This is a genomic window from Halostella litorea (assembly GCF_004785955.1).
Taxonomy (GTDB): domain Archaea; phylum Halobacteriota; class Halobacteria; order Halobacteriales; family Natronoarchaeaceae; genus Halostella; species Halostella litorea.
In genome coordinates this window covers 880,353-896,965 of the sequence record NZ_SJER01000001.1, presented here as the reverse complement: position 1 = coordinate 896,965, position 16,613 = coordinate 880,353, and the positions used below count along the sequence as shown (strand labels likewise).

Genomic DNA, 16,613 nt, shown 5'->3' with positions numbered 1-16,613 from the left:
TTCATGTCCACCGGAGGACGCTCCGCGTCCTCCGGGCCTTCGCTCACTTCGTTCGCGAAGACGCCGCCAGAATCGCTGCGCGATTCTCGCTAAGGCCCGCTAGTCTGCGCGAGTCGCGGTGGTCGCCGCGACACGCTTCGAGCGCCTGCCCTTCCCCGGACGCTCGCCGCGGCGCGGAGGCGCGCCGCGCGCTCGCGCTGGCCGCGTGGAAACGTCGGGCTACGCTATCTCCACCGCAACCTCGTTCGTCCGGAGGACCGACGGCGTCCCAGGGGCGTCGTACCGCATGAGGAACGGCTCGCCCTGCGGTTGCAGTTCGTGGGCCGCGACCGCGTCGAGCAGGTCGCGCTCGTGCCGCCGGACGCGCTCGGCCGTGGCGGTCCACGAGAAGCGCTTGACGGCGAGCTTCCGGGTGTCCTCGACGACCAGCGACACCTCGGAGTCCGTCGGCTCCGGTGCCGTGTCCGGCGTGTACTCCGCGGGGAGGTAGAACGCCATCGTCACCTCGCCGCCGGCCTCGGACGAGCGGACGGGCGCGGTCATCGCTATCTCCGTCCCCTCCGTCCGCACCGGCGCGGTCATCGCGACCTCGTCCCCGCGCCGGTTCTCGCCCGTGATGTACCGGAAGAGCCGCCGGAACGCCGCCCGCTCGCTCTCCGCGGTCGTCTCCGCGAGGACCGTACGCGGGTAGCGCCGTATCTCGACGCCGCCGACCGTCCGGACGGTCGCGTAGCGCACGCGCTCGGTCGTCTTCGCGCGGTACAGGCTCCGGCCGACCCACGCCGCCGCGAGGCCGCCGGCCGCCGCCAGCGCCCACTTGGTTGTGCTGCGCATGGGTGCCGTACGGGCCGCACGGACAAAACCGCGACCGTCGACGGGCTACGCGTCGGCGCAGATGCCGACGAAGTTCCGCAGGATAGTCAGCCCCGTCTCGCCGCTCTTCTCGGGGTGGAACTGCGTGCCGAACACGTTGCCGGCCTCGTTGGCGACGATGCTCGGGAACGCGGTCCCGTAGTCCGTCGTCGTGACGACCGCGTCGGGGTCGTCGGGCTCGGCGTAGTAGGAGTGGACGAAGTAGGCGTGTTCCCCGTCGACGCCGTCGACGAGCGGGTGGTCCCGCTCGACCGAGAGCTCGTTCCAGCCCATGTGGGGCACCTTGCGGTCCCCGCGGAACCGGACGTTCGTGCCGGGGACGAGGTCGAGGCCGCGCACGTCGCCCTGGCCGGCGCGCTCGGCCTCCTCGCTGCTGGTCAGCAGCATCTGCATCCCGAGGCAGATGCCGAAGACGGGCTGGCCGCGCTCGGCGGCGGCGACCAGCGGCTCGCGGTACGGCCCGGCGTTCTCCATGCCCTCGCGGAACGCGCCGACGCCGGGCAACACGATCCCGTCCGCCTCGGGGAACGTCTCCGGGTCGTCGGTCAGCGTCACGTCGGCCCCGGCGCGCTCCAGCCCCCGGGTCACGCTCCGGAGGTTCCCGAGGCCGTAGTCGACGACGACGACCGACGCCGTCGCCTGGGTCGCCGCCTGCGTCTGCTGGCTCATGCTCCGACGTAGGCGGAGGCGGGGCAAGTCGCTTTCCCTTACACCAGCTCCCGGAGTTCCGTCAGGTCGGCGACCGTGTGGGTCGGCTCCCGGTCCAGCGCCTCCGGGTCGTGGTGCGGGCGGTCGACGTACACGGAGTCGATCCCAGCGGCGTGGGCCGCCGCCACGTCGGTCGCGCTGTCGCCGACGTACAGCGCCGTCTCGGCCCCGAGCGCGGCCAGCGCGTCCTCGATCAGGTCCGGTTCGGGCTTCTTCCGGCGGACGCCCGCGACCGACATCTCGCGGCCGATCGCCGGGTCGAACCGGTCGGCCAGCCCGTGGTGGTCGACGACGAACTCGACCGTCTCGTCCTGGTTGTTGCTGACGATGGCGCAGTCCGCGCCGATGTCGTCGACGACCGCCACGTCGTCGTACAGCGCCTTCTCGCCGCTCTCGATGACCCGCCGCTGTGCGTCGAGGACGCGGCGCTCGCGGCGCTCCCAGAACGCCTCGTGGTCGACGCCGTACTCCCGGCAGATGGCCGCCATCTCGTCCATCCGCCCGCGGAGGAAGTACTCGACGTGTTCGGGGTCGGGGTCGTCGACGCCCACGTCCCGGAACGCCGCCCGGATCGCGGGCGTCATCGTCGCCGGGGTCGTCCGCTCGACTATCACGCCGTCGTTGTCGAACAGCACCGCGTCGTACAGGGACTCGGGTGGCATCTATCGGCGGCTAGGGACCGCGCGGCGATATATCCCGCGCTCGGCGGCCGGGACTCGTCGCCCCTCAGAACTCGCCGAGGCGGGACTGGCCGCCCCCGCCGGTTTCGACGCCGGCGAGGTCGGCGGCGGCCGCCAGCGTCTCGTCGAACGTGCCCCGCTGGCTCCGGTCGTACAGCGTCGCCGCGGGGTGGACCGAGACCAGCACGCGCCGCGGCTCCCCGGCGATCCGCACGTCCGTCAGGTCGCCCGCCTCCTTCGTCACCGCCACGTCGCGGCCGAGCATGTGCTCGCTTGGCACCTTCCCCAGCGTGACGACGACGGCGGGGTCGACGGCGGCTATCTCCGCCTCCAGGTACTCGCGGCAGTTCGACAGCTCCTCGCCCGTCGGGTCGCGGTTGTCCGGCGGCCGGCACCGGACGCAGTTGGTGATCCGGACCGTCTCGCGGTCGAGGCCGGCTTCCAGCAGCGCCTCGTCGAGCACGTCGCCGCTGCGGCCGACGAACGGCTCCCCCCGCTCGTCTTCGTTCGCGCCGGGCGCTTCGCCGACGAACAGCACGTCGGCGTCGGCCGGGCCGGTCCCGTTGACGATCCGGCTCCGGGACGCACAGAGTGCGGGGCAGCGCTCGCAGTCGGTGACGCTGAAGTTCTCTGAACTCATCGGTGTGATTCGGGTCCTCTTCGTGGCCGGTGGCGTGGCGCGACCAAAAGCGTCCGGGTTTGCGGCCTCCGTCCCCCGCCCTCGTTTCGACCACGGCCATTCAAGTCGCTCGCACGGTTACCTCCGGCCGACCTGTGTCGACCGTATCCGTCGGACTGGGCGCGTTCGCGCTGGCCCTCCTCGGCCTCGGATACGCGCTCGCGTTTCGCGTGGAGACGGCGCTGGCCCTCCAGGAGCGGTACGCGGAGTCCGTGAGCTGGAAACCGCCCTCCGAGGATCCCGAGCACTACGAGGACCTGCGCGAGCAACGGGCGTGGACGTTCAGACTCGGCGGGGCCGTTCTCCTCGCGGTCGGGACGTTCCTGCTCGCGGTGACGCTGTACGGGACGTTCTTCGCCGCCTCGCCGGGGTGAGACGGGACGCGCCCGTCACTCGACGTACTCGTCGCCCGCCCGCGCCGCCAGCCGCGCCACGCGGAGCGGTTCGGGGCGGCCGCCCGCCGGCGTGAATGCGCGGACGACGCGGGCGGCCTCGTCGCCGTCCAGCCCGACGCTCCGGGCGAACACCGCCCCGTCGCCGACGTCGACGCGCCGGCGCGGCGGCAGCGCCTCGTAGGCCGCCAGCCGGCGGTCCAGCGCCGCGCCGTCGAACTCGTCGCGGAGCGACGGTTCGAGCCCCTCGCTGTCCTCGAACGTGACCGAAAGCACCGGGCGGCCGGTCGCCTCTTGGAGGCGCTTCAGGTCGACGACGTTGTACCACGCGAGCGCGACGCCGGCGACCAGCACGTAGCGGACGTCCTCGCGGTCCAGTCGCTCCCAGAGGTCGACTATCCCGGCGGTCGCGTCGCTCCCGCCCACGGTGCACGAAGAAAAGGCGAGTCCGTCGACGACGCGGGACGCCCGGACCACCGCGCCGGCCAGCGTGCTCCGGTCCCCTCGGTACGACTCGGCGACGCCGAGCGCCCGCGTCCCCTCCTTCATCAGCTCGCGTCGCGCTCCTTGATGTCCTTGAGGCGGTCGATCAGTTCGTCGCTCGACGCGCCGATCTCGTACTCCACGTCGCCGTCGTGGTCGTTGGTTCCGGTCGATACCCCGTCCTCGTCGTCGATGTCGGCCTCGATGTTCTGGTTCTCCTGCTCCGATTCGTCGTAGCTCCCGAAACCCATGCTACGTGTTCAACTAACCGCTTGTGCCTAAAAAATTCCCCGCAGGGAGTCACCCCGGTGGTACTACCGCCCGATCCCGCACCGTTTTGCCGTTCGCTCCCCCACTGCCGCCCATGGAAGTCGTCAACGTCACCGCCGAGGCGGACACGTTCACCTGCAACGCGTACCTCGCGCTCGGCGAGCGCACGACGCTCGTCGACGCGGGCGCGATGCCGGGCGTCGTCGACCGGATACGCGAGGAGACCGACGACGTGGACGCGGTCGTGCTCACCCACCAGCACGGCGACCACGTCTCGGAACTGGACGCGGTGGTCGAGGCGTTCGACCCCGAAGTGGTCGCGTACGGCGACCACCCACGCCGGACGCGGGCGGTCGAGGACGGCGACGCGGTGACCGTCGGCGACGAGCGGACGGAGGTCGTGTACACCCCCGGCCACGCCGACGACCACGTCTCCCTTGTCGGCCCTGAGAGCATTTTCAGCGGCGACGTAGTGGTCCACGACGACGGCGCGTTCGACTACGGGAGCTTCGGCCGGACCGACTACGCCGGCCAGTCCCGCGAGGAACTCATCGACAGCATCGAGCGGATTCTGGACCGGTTGCCCGACGGCGTCGAGCACATGTACGCCGGCCACGGCGGCGTGTTCCACGGCGACGTGCGGGACGTGATCGAGACGGCGCTCTCGCGGGCCGAGCAACGCGAGCCGAAGTACCCCGACGAGTAGCGCCGCTGGCGGGCGGGGAAAACGGAGAAAGCCGCCGGATCAGGCGCTGCGGGACTCCTTTGCCTTCGGGCGGAGCTTCCCGTAGCCGCACTTCCGGCACTTGTCGGTCCGCTTGGGGTTGCGGGCGTTACAGCGCATGCAGATCATCTTGTCGAGGATTCGACTCTCCGCTTTCTCGAACGTAGCCATACCCGCCCGTTGCCAGCGACCGGATAAAAGGGTTTCCGAGTGCGTTCGCTACTCATCGGCCAGATACTCGTCCTGAACGGCGACCACGTCCGCGGAGTCCTCGCAGTCGGCGTACCGGGCGAGCGGTTCGGCGTTCAGTTCGAGGAACGTCTCGCCCCAGGTGAACTTCGCGAGGATCCGCTCGGCGTGGTCGCGCTCCCCGAGGATCGAAAGCGCGGCGGCCAGCGCCTCGACGGTCGTCAGCCGGAACGGCTTCCCGTAGTTGACGGGGTTGGCGGCGACGAGGAAGGGGAGCGCCCGGTGCTCGCCCGGCAGGTCGAACCGCGCCTCGCCGGCCGTCTCCCACGAGCAGTCCAGCGCGACCAGCCGCCCGGCGTCGGCGTCGGCCGGCGACAGCGCCCGCTCGGCGTGGGGGTTCAACACGACGCCGTACGGCGTCGCCCCCGTCGACCGGTGGAGGTCGGCGAGGTCGAACCGCGCGAGCTTCCGGGCGGTGCACTTGTCGGGGTCGTCGTCCCCCTCGTACAGCACGTGCAGGTCCACGCCCCGGGCTACGCGGCTACCCCGGAAAAAGCGCTCGGAGCGTCGCTGGCGCGCTACCGCGTTTCCGATCACCGCCGCAGGACGCCGACGGCGACGCCGAGCGAGGGCAGGGTGACCAGCAACAGGGCGAGGACTCCGCCGAACAGGTACGACACGACGTTGAGTCCGAACAGCGTCGTCAGCACGACGGCCTTCTGGTTGAGGCTGAGCACGCCGGGGGTTCGCCCATGCGGGACAAACCGTCTTCGGTGGGGCCGCGTCGCGGCGACCGACGGGTTTTCCACCGCCGCCGCCCCAACGTCGGGCATGCCAGACGCCGAGGCGACCGTCCGGGCGTACTACGCCGCGCTCGACGCGGGCGACTACGGGGAGTTCGAATCGCTGCTCGCGCCGGCGTTCGTTCAGCACCGGCCGGACCGGACGTTCGAGGGCCGCGAGGCGTTCGTCGCGTTCATGCGCGACGACCGGCCGATGACCGACACGACCCACGAACTGCGGACGGTGTTCGCCGCGGGCGACGAGGTCGCCGCCCGGGGCCGCCTGCTCGACGCCGACGGCGCGACGCTGTTCCGGTTCGTCGACGTCCACGAACTGGGCGCGGACGGCCGGATCGAGCGGCTGGAGACGTTCACGCGGTGACGCTCCCCGGCGTCGGAACGCGCGAACCGACGGAACGTTTTTCGATCCGGGCGTTCAACTAACTACTATGCGGGAAATAGCTGTACGAAAGCTGGGCGTGCTCGGATCGCTCGGGGTCCTCGGCGTCCCCGCGGACGAACCGGCGCTGTTCGGGCTGTTCGCGCTCTTCGTGTTGTTCGCGAGCGACCGGACGATCACGGTCCCCGTGCCGGGCGGGTCCGCAGACGGACACTGACCGACGGATCGTCGGGTGTCTGCGGGCTTACTCCCGCTCGCCGGCGCCGAGCGCGCTCTCGCCGACCGGGTCGCCGCCCTCGATGACCTCCTGCCCGCCCATGTACGGGCGGAGCGCCTCGGGGACGGTGACGGTGCCGTCCTCGTTCTGGTAGTACTCCATGACCGCGACCATCACGCGCGGGACGGCCAGCCCCGACCCGTTGAGCGTGTGGAGGTACTCGGCGCTCTCGTGGCGCTCCGGCCGGTAGCGGAGGCCGGCCCGGCGCGCCTGGAAGTCCTCGAAGTTCGAGACGCTGGAGACTTCCAGCCAGCGGCCGCCCTCCGCGGGGCCGTCCGCCATGTCGTCGCCGGGGGCCCACACCTCGATGTCGTACTTCTTGGCCTGGGTGAAGCCCATATCGCCGGTGCACATGTCCAGCACGCGGTAGGGGAGGCCGAGGCGGTCGAGGATCTCCTCGGCCTCGCCCAGCAGCCCTTCGAGGCGGTCGTAGCTCTCCTCGGGGCGGACGAAGTTGACGAGTTCGACCTTGTGGAACTGGTGGACGCGGACGTACCCCCGCGTCTCGGTGCCGTGCTCGCCCGCCTCCCGGCGGAAGTTCGGCGAGAACGCCTGGTGTTTGACGGGGAGGTCGTCGTCCAGCAGGATCTCGTCGCGGTACATGTTCGTCACCGGCACCTCCGCGGTCGGCAGGAGCCAGAGGTCGTCGTCGCCGTACTCGTCGTCCTGGCGCGCGCCGACGCGGTAGGCGTCCTCGGCGAACTTGGGGAGCTGGCCGGTGCCGCGCATCGACTCGCTGTTGACGGGGATCGGCGGGAGCACGTCCTCGTACCCCTGCTCGCGGTGGACGTCCAGCATGAACTGGACCAGCGCGTGTTCGAGCCGCGCGCCCGCCCCCTTGACGAACTGGAAGCCGCCGCCGGTCACCTTCGCGCCGCGCTCGAAGTCGAGCACGTCCAGTTCCTCGCCGAGGTCGTAGTGGGGAACGACCTCGTCGGGCAGGTCCCGCAGGTCGTCGAACCCCTCACGGTAGCGCTCGACGTTGTCGCTCTCGTCCTCGCCGACGGGGACGCTCTCGTGGGGGACGTTCGGGAGTTCGAGCAGGCGCTCGTCGAGTTCGTCGGCCAGTTCGTCGGCCCGCTCCTCGACCTCCTCGAGTTCGGCCTTGAGCTCCCCCGAGCGCTCGATAGCCTCCTGGGCTTTCTCCTCCTTGCCTTCCTGTTTCAGCTCCCCGATGCGGCTCGACACCTCGTTGCGCTCGTGGCGCAGGTCGTCGCCGCGGGCCTTCAGTTCGCGCCACTCCTCGTCGAGGGCGAGTATCCCGTCGACGTCGACGCCGTCGACCCCCTTCCGGTCGACCGCCGTCCGGACCTCGTCGGGGTTCTCGCGCAGGTACGTCCGGTCGAGCATTCTTGCCCGTGGATTCTCGACGCCGTGGCAAAACCGTGTCGGAACTGTGGGACGCCGTCACGGTCGACGGCCGCGCGGCCGCCGCGGGACCACCCCACGCTTATGCGCGGGCGGCCCCCAGTAGGGACGATGACCGACACCATCGCGGCGTCCCGACGCGGCGTACTGGCGGCGACGGCGGCGGCGCTCGCGCTCCCGGCGACGGCCGCCGCCCGCCCGTCGTCCCGCGACGCGCAGGCCGAGACGATCAGGCTGGAGAGCGACCTCTCCGGGTGGCAGGGGGTCGCGCCCGAGTCCATCGCGGGCGAGGAGAACCCGACGCTGCAACTGGAGCCGGGCGTCGAGTACGAGATCGTCTGGGAGAACGCCGACGGCGTCAGCCACAACCTCTACGTCGAGGACGCCAGCGGCGACGCGGTCGCGAACACGGAGTCGGTCGGCGAGGAGGGAGCGACGCGCTCGGTAACGTTCACCGCGACCGAGGCCGTCGCGTCGTACCGCTGTCGGATCCACGGCTCGATGACGGGCGACGTACAGGTCGGGTCGGAGACGACGACCCCCGGAACGACCGCGGACAGCGGGACTTCCGACACGACGACGTCGGACGCGACGACGGCCGGCGGGGCAACCACGGCCGACAGCACGACGACGGACGGCGGGGCGACAACGGACGACGGCACGACGATGGCCGGCGACGAGACGACGACGGCCGACGGTTCGGGCGACTCCGGTGGGACGGACGGCGACAGCGACGGCGGCGGCCAGCCCGGTTTCGGCGTCGCCGCGGCGGTCGCGGGGCTGGTCGGCGCGCTCGGCCTGCGCCGCCGTCGGCGGTAACGGGACCGGCCCCCGCGGCACGAGGTTTTTTGCCGTCCGGGGGCGGGGCTTGACCCATGGAAGCGGGAGACGTTCGGCGGGTGACCGCGGGCGACTGTACGGACCTGTACTACGTCGACACCGGGATGTACGACACCGCGGAGTACGGGTCGGTGTACGTGGTCGACGACGAGCGGCCGGCGATAGTCGACACCGGGATCGGGACGAACTACGAGCGCGTGCTGGCGGCCCTGGAGGAGGCCGGCGTCGCCCCCGAGGAACTGGCGGTGATCGCGGTCACGCACGTCCACCTCGACCACGCCGGCGGTGCGGGCTTCCTCGCGGACGCCTGCCCGAACGCGGAGGTGTACGTCCACGAGCGCGGCGCGCGCCACCTCGCGGACCCCTCGCGGCTGTGGGAGGGGACGAAACGGGCGGTCGGCGACCAGATCGAGTTCTACACGGAGCCCGACCCGGTGCCGGAGGACCGGATCACCGAGATCACCGACGGCGACGCGATCGACCTCGGCGAGCACGCGCTGGTCGCCCACCACGCGCCGGGCCACGCCCCCCACCAGGTCGTGTTCGAGGACCCCGCGAACGACGCGGTCTTCACCGCCGACGCGGCGGGCATCTGGGTGCCCTCCATCGACGAGGTGCGGGAGACGACGCCGCCGCCGCAGTTCGACCTGGAGGCGGCGCTGGCCGACGCCGAGATGCTGGTGGCGATGGAGCCGGAGACGCTGCTCTTTGCCCACTTCGGCCCCGTCGAGGCCGACGGCCTGCTCACCGAGTACACCGACGTGCTCACCGACTGGGTCGGGGCCGTCGAGCGGAAGCGCGCGGAACTGGACGACGACGGGGCGGTGGTCGACCACTTCGTCGAGCACACGTCGATGGACCGCGTGTGGGGCGAGCGGAAGGCCCGCGGCGAGACGGCGATGAACGTCCGCGGCGTGCTGGCGTACCTGGACCGCGAGGACGGCGCGTGACGGCGCTCCGCCGGCGGCCGGACCGCCTGCTCCGCCGCCCAGCGCCGGCCGAGTAAACGCCAGCACACTCCCCCGCGGTTCCATCATGATTTATCCTCCGCGGGCTCCCTTTCGGTTCGTATGCATTGGCGGGACGCGGAACGCGAGTACACCGACGAGGTAATCGGGGACACGACGCTGCCGCGGATGTTCGAGGACGCCGCGGAGCGGCACCGGCAGCGCCCGGCCCAGCGGTACAAGGGCGGGGTGTACGACCGCTCGCTCGTCGGCTCCGTCCTCACGGCGGCTCCGGCGGGGGAGTTCCGGACGCTGTCGTACGCCGACATGCGCTCCATCGTGCGGAACCTGGCGACGGGGTTTCGCGACCTCGGCGTCGCCGGGGGCGACCGCGTCGGCATCTACGCCGCCACCCGGATGGAGTGGGCGCAGTGTGACTTCGCCCTGCTCGCCGCCGGCGCGGCCGTGACGACGGTGTACCGCGGGTCGTCGCGGTCGCAGGTGCGCTACCTGCTCGACGACCCGGACGCCGACGCGGTCGTCGTCGAGGGGCGCGACCAGCTCGACTCCGTGCTGGCCGTCGAGGACGATCTGGACCTCTCCTTTGTCGTGACGATGGACGCCGTCGACAGCGACCGCGACGACGTGTACACCCTCGCGGAGGTCCACGAGCGCGGCGCGACGGCGTACGACCCCGACGAGTACGAGTCGTGGGTCGACGCCCGCGACCCCGAGGACCTGGCGAGCCTGATCTACACCTCCGGCACCACCGGCCAGCCGAAGGGGGTGAAGCTCACCCACCGGAACTTCCGGTCGAACGTCAACGGGATCCGCAGGCGGTACGCGCCGCGGCCGGACCGCGAGGCCGGCGGCGGGACCATCGACGAGGAGACCCGGACCGTCTCCTTCCTGCCGCTGGCGCACGTGTTCGAGCGGACCGCGGGCCACTTCGTCATGTTCGCCAGCGGGGCCTGCGTGGCCTACGCCGAGAGCCCCGACACGCTCCGCGAGGACTTCCGGGCCGTCGAACCGACGTCGGCGACGAGCGTGCCGCGGGTGTACGAGAAGATATACGACGCGATCCGCGAGCAGGCCAGCGAGTCGGACCTCAAGGAGCGGATCTTCGAGTGGGCGACCGACGTGGGCCGCGAGTACCACGAAAGCGACAGCCCCGGCGTCGGCCTCCGGGCGCGGAAGGCCGTCGCCGACCGCCTCGTGTTCGACCAGGTGAAGGACGCGCTCGGCGGCGAGATCGAGTTCCTCATCAGCGGCGGCGGGAGCCTCTCGCCGGACCTCTGTGCGCTGTACCACGGGATGGGGCTGCCGATCTACGAGGGGTACGGGCTCACCGAGACGTCGCCGGTCGTCGCCGTCAACCCGCCGGACGCGCCGGAGGTCGGCACCATCGGGCCGCCCCTGCCGGACGTGGACGTGCGGATCGACGACTCGGTCGTCTCCGCGGAGCAGTTCGCCGACGCCGAGGGGGAGGTCGGCGAACTGTTCGTCCGGGGACCGAACGTGACCGAGGGATACTGGAACAAGCCCGAGGAGACCGACGCGGCGTTCGTCGAGGCTGACGACGGCGGCGACCCGTGGTTCCGCACCGGCGACATCATCCAGCGCCGCCACGACGACTACCTCGTCTTCCGCGAGCGGGCCAAGCAACTGCTCGTCCTCTCGACGGGGAAAAACGTCGCGCCGGCCCCCATCGAGGACGCCTTCGCCTCCAGCGACGTGGTCGAGCAGTGTCTGGTGATGGGGGACGGCGAGAAGTTCGTCAGCGCCCTGCTGGTGCCGAACGTCGAGCGGGTGCGGGCGTGGGCCGACGGGGAGGGGATCGACCTGCCCGAGGAGCGCGCCGCCCTCTGTCGGGACGACCGGGTCCACGAGTTCGTCCAGGCGGAGGTCGACCGGATCAACGAGCGGTTCGAGTCCCACGAGCGGATCAAGCAGTTCCGCCTCGTCCCCGAGGAGTTCTCCGAGGACAACGACCTGCTCACGCCGACGATGAAGAAGAAACGCCGGAACATCCTCGACCGGTTCGCCGACGAGATAGAGTCGATCTACGGCGGATAGCCCGTCACGCGTCGGTTTCTCCGCTCTCCTGTCAAGAAACAATAAAACAATTTATAATGTGGTAGGTTGACTGATACGTCGACCATGGCCTGGCAGGACGCCGAACGCGAGTACACGGACGAGGTGATCGGAGAGACGCCGCTCCCCCGGGCGTTCGAGGACGCCGTCGAACGACACGGGTCGCGCCCGGCCCAGCGGTACAAGGGCGGTATCTACGACCGCGCGCTCACCGGGACGGCGGTCGACCCCGCCCCCGACGGCGAGTACGCGACGCTGACCTACGACGAGATGCGGGGGATCGTCGCGCGGCTGTCGGCGGGGTTCCGGGCGCTGGGCGTCGACCCCGGCGATCGCGTCGGTATGTTCGCCGACACACGGATGGAGTGGGCGCAGTGTGACTACGCGTTGCTCTCGGCCGGCGCAGTCGTGACGACGGTGTACAAGAGCTCCTCGCCCGCCCAGGTGCGCTACCTGCTCGACGACCCCGGCGCGACCGGCGTCGTCGTCGAGAACGAGGAACTGCTGGAGCGGGTGCTGTCGGTCAGCGACGCGCTCGACCTGCGTTTCGCCATCGTGCTCGACGACGTCGGCCCGGAGCACGCCGACGAGGAGGGCGTGTACACGCTGGACGAGGTGTACGAGCAGGGGGCCGAGCGGTTCGACGAGGACGACTACGCGTCGTGGATCGACGCCGTGGAGCCCGACGACCTGGCGAGCCTGGTGTACACGAGCGGGACGACCGGCCAGCCCAAGGGGACGAAGCTCAGCCACCGGAACCTCCGAGCGAACGTCAACCAGCTCCGCAAGCGCTACGGCCCCCGACCCGACAAGCCGAGCGACATGGCGGTCATGGACGAGGAGACGACCACGGTTTCGTACCTCCCGCTCGCCCACATCTTCGAGCGGACGACCGGCCACTTCTACCCCTTCTCCAGCGGCGGTTGTGTGGCCTACGCCGAGAGCCCCGACACGCTGAAGGAGGACTTCAAGACGGTCCGACCCGACGGGGCGACCAGCGTCCCGCGGGTGTACGAGAAGATATACGACGCGATCCGCGAGCAGGCCAGCGAGTCGGACTTCAAGGAGCGGATCTTCGAGTGGGCGACCGAGGTGAGCCGGGCGTACTACCGCGCCGACAAGCCCGGCTACGGCCTCCGGGCGAAGCTGTGGCTGGCCGACAAGCTCGTGTTCAGCGACGTGAAGGCGGCGCTGGGCGGCAACATCCGGTGGCTCTCCAGCGGCGGCGGGACGCTCTCCGAGGAGCTCTGTACCCTCTACCACGGGATGGGGCTGCCGATCTACGAGGGGTACGGGCTCACCGAGGCGGCACCCGTCGTCTCGACGAACCCCATCGAGGAGCCGAAGATAGGCACCATCGGCCCGCCGCTCCCCGGGGCCGAGGTACGGCTGGACAAGTCGGTCGTCCCGGAGTCGGAGTTCACCGACACGCTCGGCGACGTGGGCGAGTTGCTCGTGCGGGGGCCGAACGTGACCGAGGGGTACTGGAACAAGCCCGAGGAGACCGACGCGGCGTTCGTCGAGGCCGAGGACGGCGGCGACCCGTGGTTCCGCACCGGCGACATCGTCCAGCGCCGCCCCGACGGCTACCTCGTCTTCCGCGAGCGGGCCAAACAGATCGTCGTGCTCTCGACGGGGAAAAACGTCGCGCCCACGCCCATCGAGGACGCCTTCGCCGCCAGCGACGTGATAGAGCAGGTGATGGTGACCGGCGACGGCGAGAAGTTCATCGGGGCCCTGGTCGTCCCGAACTTCGATGCGCTGCGCGCCGCCGCCGAGCGGGAGGGCGTCGACGTGCCGGACTCCCCGGAGGCGATGTGCGACCACGAGGCCGTCCGCGAGGTGATCGAACGCGAGGTGGAGGCGGTCAACGAGCGGTTCGAGCCTCACGAGCGCATCAAGCGGTTCCGGCTCGTCCCCGAGGAGTTCACCGAGGACAACGACCTGCTCACCCCCTCGATGAAGAAAAAGCGCGGGCCGATCCGCGAGCGCTACGACCACCTCGTCGAGGAGATGTACGGCGACGACGGGACGGCGACCGGGCGGACGCCGGAACCGGCGGATTGACCGGAAACGCCCGCCGAAATGGGTGGGCTTTTCCCTCGGTCGTTCGTTGTATCGCCCGATGACCCGGCCGAGCCCGCACGCGACGGACGGAGTCGGCGCTGCTACGCTGCCCCCGGACGGTGATCCCTCATGATGGCGATCCTCTCGGCGAGTCCCGACAGCGGGCCGAACTTCCTCGCCATCACCGCGCTGATCATCGGCCTGGGCGTCGTCTCGCAGATGCTCGCCGCGCGCTACCGCGTGCCCAGCGTCATCTTCCTCATCACGGCCGGCATCGTCGCCGGCCCCGAGGTGCTCGGCCTGTTCGACCCCGACGCCTTCGGCAACGCGGTGTCGGCTATCGTCGGCGTCAGCGTCGCCATCATCGTGTTCGAGGGGGCGTTCAACCTCCGGATCGACAAGCTCCGGGAGGCGCCGTCGGCGGCCGTCCGCCTGGTGACGATCGGCGCGGTGATCGCCTTCCTCGGGACGACGGCCGCCGTCCGGTTCGCCCTCGGTGCCGAGTGGGGCATCGCCATGGTCGTCGGGGCGCTGCTCGTCGCGACGGGGCCGACGGTCGTCACGCCCATCCTGGAGGTCGTCGCCGTCCGGGACCGCGTCGCCGCGGTGCTTGAGACCGAGGGGATCGTCAACGACGTGTCCGCGGCCATCTTCGCGGTCGTCGCCTTCGAGGCGCTCTCGCTGTCGGACCCGACGCCGGTCGACTACGGTTACCTGTTCGTCGAGCGGCTCGGCGTGGGGCTGCTGGTCGGGCTGGTCGTCGCGGGCGTGCTGTGGTACGTCCTCAGCTACCTGGACCTCTCGCCGGGCAACGCCCCCCAGACCGCCCGCCTGCTCGTCCTCGCGGGTGCCATCGTCGCCTTCGGCGTCGCGTCGACGATCCGGAGCGAGGCCGGCGTCGCCGCCGTCGCCACCGCGGGGGTCGTGCTGGGGAACCTCGACATCCCCTACGAGGACGACATCGAGGAGTTCAAGGGCGACGTGACGCTGCTTGTCCTCTCTTTCGTCTTCATCGTCCTCGCGGCGCTGCTGGACTTCGACAAGCTCCTGGCGCTCGGCGCCGGCGGCCTCGTCGTGGTCCTCGTGGTGACGCTCGTGTTGCGGCCGCTGCTCGTGTTCCTCTCGACGACCGGGGACCGGTTCACCAGCGGCGAGAAGCTGTTCGTCAGCTTCGTCGGGCCGCGCGGGATCATCCCCGCGTCGGTCGCCACCCTGTTCGCGCTCGAACTGAGCAACGCCCAGTCCGCGCCGTACAACCCGGCCGGCGCGGACATCCTCGTGGGGACCGTCTTCCTCATCATCCTCGTCACCGTCGTGTTCCAGGCCGGGCTCGCCAGGCAGATAGCGGAGTACTTCGAAGTGATACCAATGCGCGTACTCATCGTCGGAGGCGGGAAGGTGGGCCGGTCGCTCGCCGAACGCCTCGAAGACCGGGGAGAGAACGTCGTCCTCATCGAGGAGGACGTCGACATCGTAGAGCGGTCCCGCAACGAGGGATACACCGTCCACCACGGCGACGGCACGGACACGGAGGTGTTGCGCGCCGCCGGGGCGGAAAACGCCAAGATCGTCGCCGCGGCCACGGGCGACGACGACGCGAACCTGCTGGTGGCACAGCTGGCCAGCTCGAAGTTCGACGTCGACACCGTCCTGGCCCGCGCGAACAACCCGGACAACGTCGACGCGTTCGAGGATCTCGGCGTCCGGACCATCTCCGCGTCCATGGCAACCGCGTGGGCGATGGACAACGTCATCGAGCGGCCCGGGCTGTCGAACTGGATGACCGAACTCGGTCGCACGGGCGACGTCCAGGAGATCGAGGTGACCGCCGAGGACCTGGTCGGCAAGACCATCGAGATGCTCGACGACGAACTCCCCAACGGCGTCCTCATCGCCCTGGTCGGCCGGGAGGGGGACCACCACGTGCCCGACGGGGACTTCACGCTCCGGAAGGGTGACCACATCACCTTCCTCGGCCGGACCGAGGCGGTCCGCGAGGCGCTGAAGCGCTGTCACCCGCACGACTGAGCCGCCCCGGCTCCCCGCGGAGCCCCTTCGACGCCGTCAGTCGGCGGTCGCCGGCTCCTCCGTGACCTCCAGGAACGCGTCCTCCAGACTCCGGCGCTCGCCGGACTCGGCCTGTCGTTTCAGCTCCTCCGGTGCGCCCTCCGCGACGAGCCGCCCGTCGTGGAGGACGCCGACGCGGTCGGCCAGTTCGTCGACGACCGGGAGGATGTGCGTCGAGAGGAAGACGGTCATCTCGCGGTCCGCGAGTTCGGCGATCGTCTCCCGCATCGTCCGGGCCGCCCGCGGGTCCAGCCCGCTGGTCGGCTCGTCGAGGAACGCGACCGCCGGCCGGTGGAGGACGGCCTGGATCACGCCGGTCTTCTGTCGCATCCCCTTCGAGTACTCCCCGATCCGCTTGTCCGCGTCGTCGTCGAGGTCGAACCGCGCCAGCAGGCTGTCGATGCGCTCGGCGGCCTCGTCCTCCGGCAGGTCGCGGAGCCCGGCGACGTACTCCAACTGCTCGCGCCCCGTCAGTTCGTCGTACAGCGGCGGCTCCTCGGGGAGGTAGCCGATGTGAGGGGTCACGCGGTCGCGGTTCCGGACGTCGTGGCCGGCGACTTCCGCCGTCCCGTCGGTGGGGCGGACGAGCGTCGCCAGCATGCGCATCGTCGTCGTCTTCCCCGCGCCGTTCGGGCCGAGGAAGCCGTACACGGTGCCGGCGGGGATCGAAAGCGAGAGGTCGTCGACGGCGAGCGTGTCGTCGTAGCGTTTCGTGAGGGCGTCGGTGCGGATCGCGGGGCCGTCGCTCATGGAGTCGGGTTGGGCGACGGAAA

The 16,613-nt window shown here is 70.7% G+C and carries 20 protein-coding genes; 9 read left to right on the top strand and 11 right to left on the bottom strand.

Annotated features, from left to right (window positions below; all coding sequences use genetic code 11):
• Nucleotides 1-219: 219 nt before the first annotated feature.
• From EYW40_RS10135 to EYW40_RS10120, 4 genes are all read right to left on the bottom strand, one after another.
• Nucleotides 220-834, bottom strand: a complete 615-nt coding sequence (locus tag EYW40_RS10135) for an SOUL family heme-binding protein (protein WP_135821488.1) — start codon at nucleotides 832-834, stop codon at nucleotides 220-222.
• Between the two features lie 45 nt (nucleotides 835-879).
• Nucleotides 880-1,542, bottom strand: coding sequence for an imidazole glycerol phosphate synthase subunit HisH (gene hisH, locus EYW40_RS10130; RefSeq protein WP_135821487.1), 663 nt, complete (start codon nucleotides 1,540-1,542; stop codon nucleotides 880-882).
• Nucleotides 1,543-1,580: 38 nt separating this feature from the next.
• Nucleotides 1,581-2,243 carry an HAD family hydrolase gene (locus tag EYW40_RS10125; protein ID WP_135821486.1) on the bottom strand — a complete coding sequence of 221 codons (663 nt, stop codon included), beginning with the start codon at nucleotides 2,241-2,243 and terminating at the stop codon, nucleotides 1,581-1,583.
• Nucleotides 2,244-2,307: 64 nt separating this feature from the next.
• Complete coding sequence (locus tag EYW40_RS10120) at nucleotides 2,308-2,901, bottom strand: uracil-DNA glycosylase (protein ID WP_135821485.1); 594 nt, start codon at nucleotides 2,899-2,901, stop codon at nucleotides 2,308-2,310.
• A gap of 134 nt (nucleotides 2,902-3,035) precedes the next feature.
• Between EYW40_RS10120 and EYW40_RS10115 the strand changes: the two genes are divergently transcribed.
• A complete protein-coding gene (locus EYW40_RS10115) occupies nucleotides 3,036-3,314 on the top strand; it encodes a hypothetical protein (RefSeq protein ID WP_135821484.1) in 279 nt (92 codons plus the stop codon).
• Nucleotides 3,315-3,329: 15 nt separating this feature from the next.
• Here EYW40_RS10115 and EYW40_RS10110 read toward each other — a convergent pair whose 3' ends face one another.
• Together EYW40_RS10110 and EYW40_RS10105 are read right to left on the bottom strand one after the other, a co-directional pair.
• Nucleotides 3,330-3,881 (bottom strand): endonuclease dU, encoded by a 552-nt coding sequence (locus EYW40_RS10110; protein ID WP_135821483.1) that lies wholly within the window; start codon nucleotides 3,879-3,881, stop codon nucleotides 3,330-3,332.
• Nucleotides 3,881-4,066 carry a DUF5786 family protein gene (locus tag EYW40_RS10105; RefSeq protein ID WP_135821482.1) on the bottom strand — a complete coding sequence of 62 codons (186 nt, stop codon included), beginning with the start codon at nucleotides 4,064-4,066 and terminating at the stop codon, nucleotides 3,881-3,883. The genes EYW40_RS10110 and EYW40_RS10105 overlap by 1 nt, the downstream gene beginning before the upstream one ends.
• A gap of 113 nt (nucleotides 4,067-4,179) precedes the next feature.
• Between EYW40_RS10105 and EYW40_RS10100 the strand changes: the two genes are divergently transcribed.
• Entirely contained in the window at nucleotides 4,180-4,791 is a 612-nt protein-coding gene (locus EYW40_RS10100) for an MBL fold metallo-hydrolase (protein ID WP_135821481.1), read from the top strand.
• Nucleotides 4,792-4,830: 39 nt separating this feature from the next.
• Here EYW40_RS10100 and EYW40_RS10095 read toward each other — a convergent pair whose 3' ends face one another.
• The 3 genes from EYW40_RS10095 to EYW40_RS19620 all read right to left on the bottom strand — a co-directional run bounded on the left by EYW40_RS10095 (nucleotide 4,831) and on the right by EYW40_RS19620 (nucleotide 5,735).
• A complete protein-coding gene (locus tag EYW40_RS10095) occupies nucleotides 4,831-4,980 on the bottom strand; it encodes a 50S ribosomal protein L40e (RefSeq protein ID WP_135821480.1) in 150 nt (49 codons plus the stop codon).
• A gap of 48 nt (nucleotides 4,981-5,028) precedes the next feature.
• Complete coding sequence (locus EYW40_RS10090) at nucleotides 5,029-5,523, bottom strand: DUF367 family protein (RefSeq protein ID WP_135821479.1); 495 nt, start codon at nucleotides 5,521-5,523, stop codon at nucleotides 5,029-5,031.
• Nucleotides 5,524-5,591: 68 nt separating this feature from the next.
• The gene (locus EYW40_RS19620; RefSeq protein WP_161973194.1) at nucleotides 5,592-5,735 is read right to left on the bottom strand and encodes a hypothetical protein; all 144 of its coding nucleotides are present in this window, start codon (nucleotides 5,733-5,735) and stop codon (nucleotides 5,592-5,594) included.
• A gap of 94 nt (nucleotides 5,736-5,829) precedes the next feature.
• On the opposite strand from EYW40_RS19620, the gene EYW40_RS10085 reads away from it, so the two are divergent.
• Nucleotides 5,830-6,162 (top strand): nuclear transport factor 2 family protein, encoded by a 333-nt coding sequence (locus EYW40_RS10085; protein ID WP_135821478.1) that lies wholly within the window; start codon nucleotides 5,830-5,832, stop codon nucleotides 6,160-6,162.
• A gap of 67 nt (nucleotides 6,163-6,229) precedes the next feature.
• Nucleotides 6,230-6,397: a hypothetical protein gene (locus EYW40_RS19615; protein ID WP_161973193.1), complete on the top strand. Its 168-nt coding sequence runs from the start codon at nucleotides 6,230-6,232 to the stop codon at nucleotides 6,395-6,397.
• A gap of 27 nt (nucleotides 6,398-6,424) precedes the next feature.
• Here EYW40_RS19615 and serS read toward each other — a convergent pair whose 3' ends face one another.
• Nucleotides 6,425-7,807, bottom strand: a complete 1,383-nt coding sequence (gene serS, locus EYW40_RS10080) for a serine--tRNA ligase (RefSeq protein ID WP_135821477.1) — start codon at nucleotides 7,805-7,807, stop codon at nucleotides 6,425-6,427.
• Nucleotides 7,808-7,936: 129 nt separating this feature from the next.
• On the opposite strand from serS, the gene EYW40_RS10075 reads away from it, so the two are divergent.
• The 5 genes from EYW40_RS10075 (at nucleotide 7,937) to EYW40_RS10055 (ending at nucleotide 15,801) form a co-directional block, all read left to right on the top strand.
• Nucleotides 7,937-8,644 carry a cupredoxin domain-containing protein gene (locus EYW40_RS10075; RefSeq protein ID WP_135821476.1) on the top strand — a complete coding sequence of 236 codons (708 nt, stop codon included), beginning with the start codon at nucleotides 7,937-7,939 and terminating at the stop codon, nucleotides 8,642-8,644.
• Between the two features lie 56 nt (nucleotides 8,645-8,700).
• A complete protein-coding gene (locus tag EYW40_RS10070; RefSeq protein ID WP_135821475.1) occupies nucleotides 8,701-9,615 on the top strand; it encodes an MBL fold metallo-hydrolase in 915 nt (304 codons plus the stop codon).
• 120 nt (nucleotides 9,616-9,735) lie between these two features.
• Nucleotides 9,736-11,688 (top strand): AMP-dependent synthetase/ligase, encoded by a 1,953-nt coding sequence (locus tag EYW40_RS10065; RefSeq protein WP_135821474.1) that lies wholly within the window; start codon nucleotides 9,736-9,738, stop codon nucleotides 11,686-11,688.
• A gap of 84 nt (nucleotides 11,689-11,772) precedes the next feature.
• On the top strand, nucleotides 11,773-13,773 hold the full coding sequence (locus EYW40_RS10060) for an AMP-dependent synthetase/ligase (protein ID WP_135821473.1): 2,001 nt from the start codon (nucleotides 11,773-11,775) through the stop codon (nucleotides 13,771-13,773).
• 129 nt (nucleotides 13,774-13,902) lie between these two features.
• The gene (locus EYW40_RS10055; protein ID WP_237560589.1) at nucleotides 13,903-15,801 is read left to right on the top strand and encodes a cation:proton antiporter domain-containing protein; all 1,899 of its coding nucleotides are present in this window, start codon (nucleotides 13,903-13,905) and stop codon (nucleotides 15,799-15,801) included.
• Between the two features lie 36 nt (nucleotides 15,802-15,837).
• Here the strand turns inward: EYW40_RS10055 and EYW40_RS10050 are convergent, their stop codons facing one another.
• The gene (locus tag EYW40_RS10050) at nucleotides 15,838-16,590 is read right to left on the bottom strand and encodes an ABC transporter ATP-binding protein (protein WP_135821472.1); all 753 of its coding nucleotides are present in this window, start codon (nucleotides 16,588-16,590) and stop codon (nucleotides 15,838-15,840) included.
• Nucleotides 16,591-16,613: the final 23 nt, after the last annotated feature.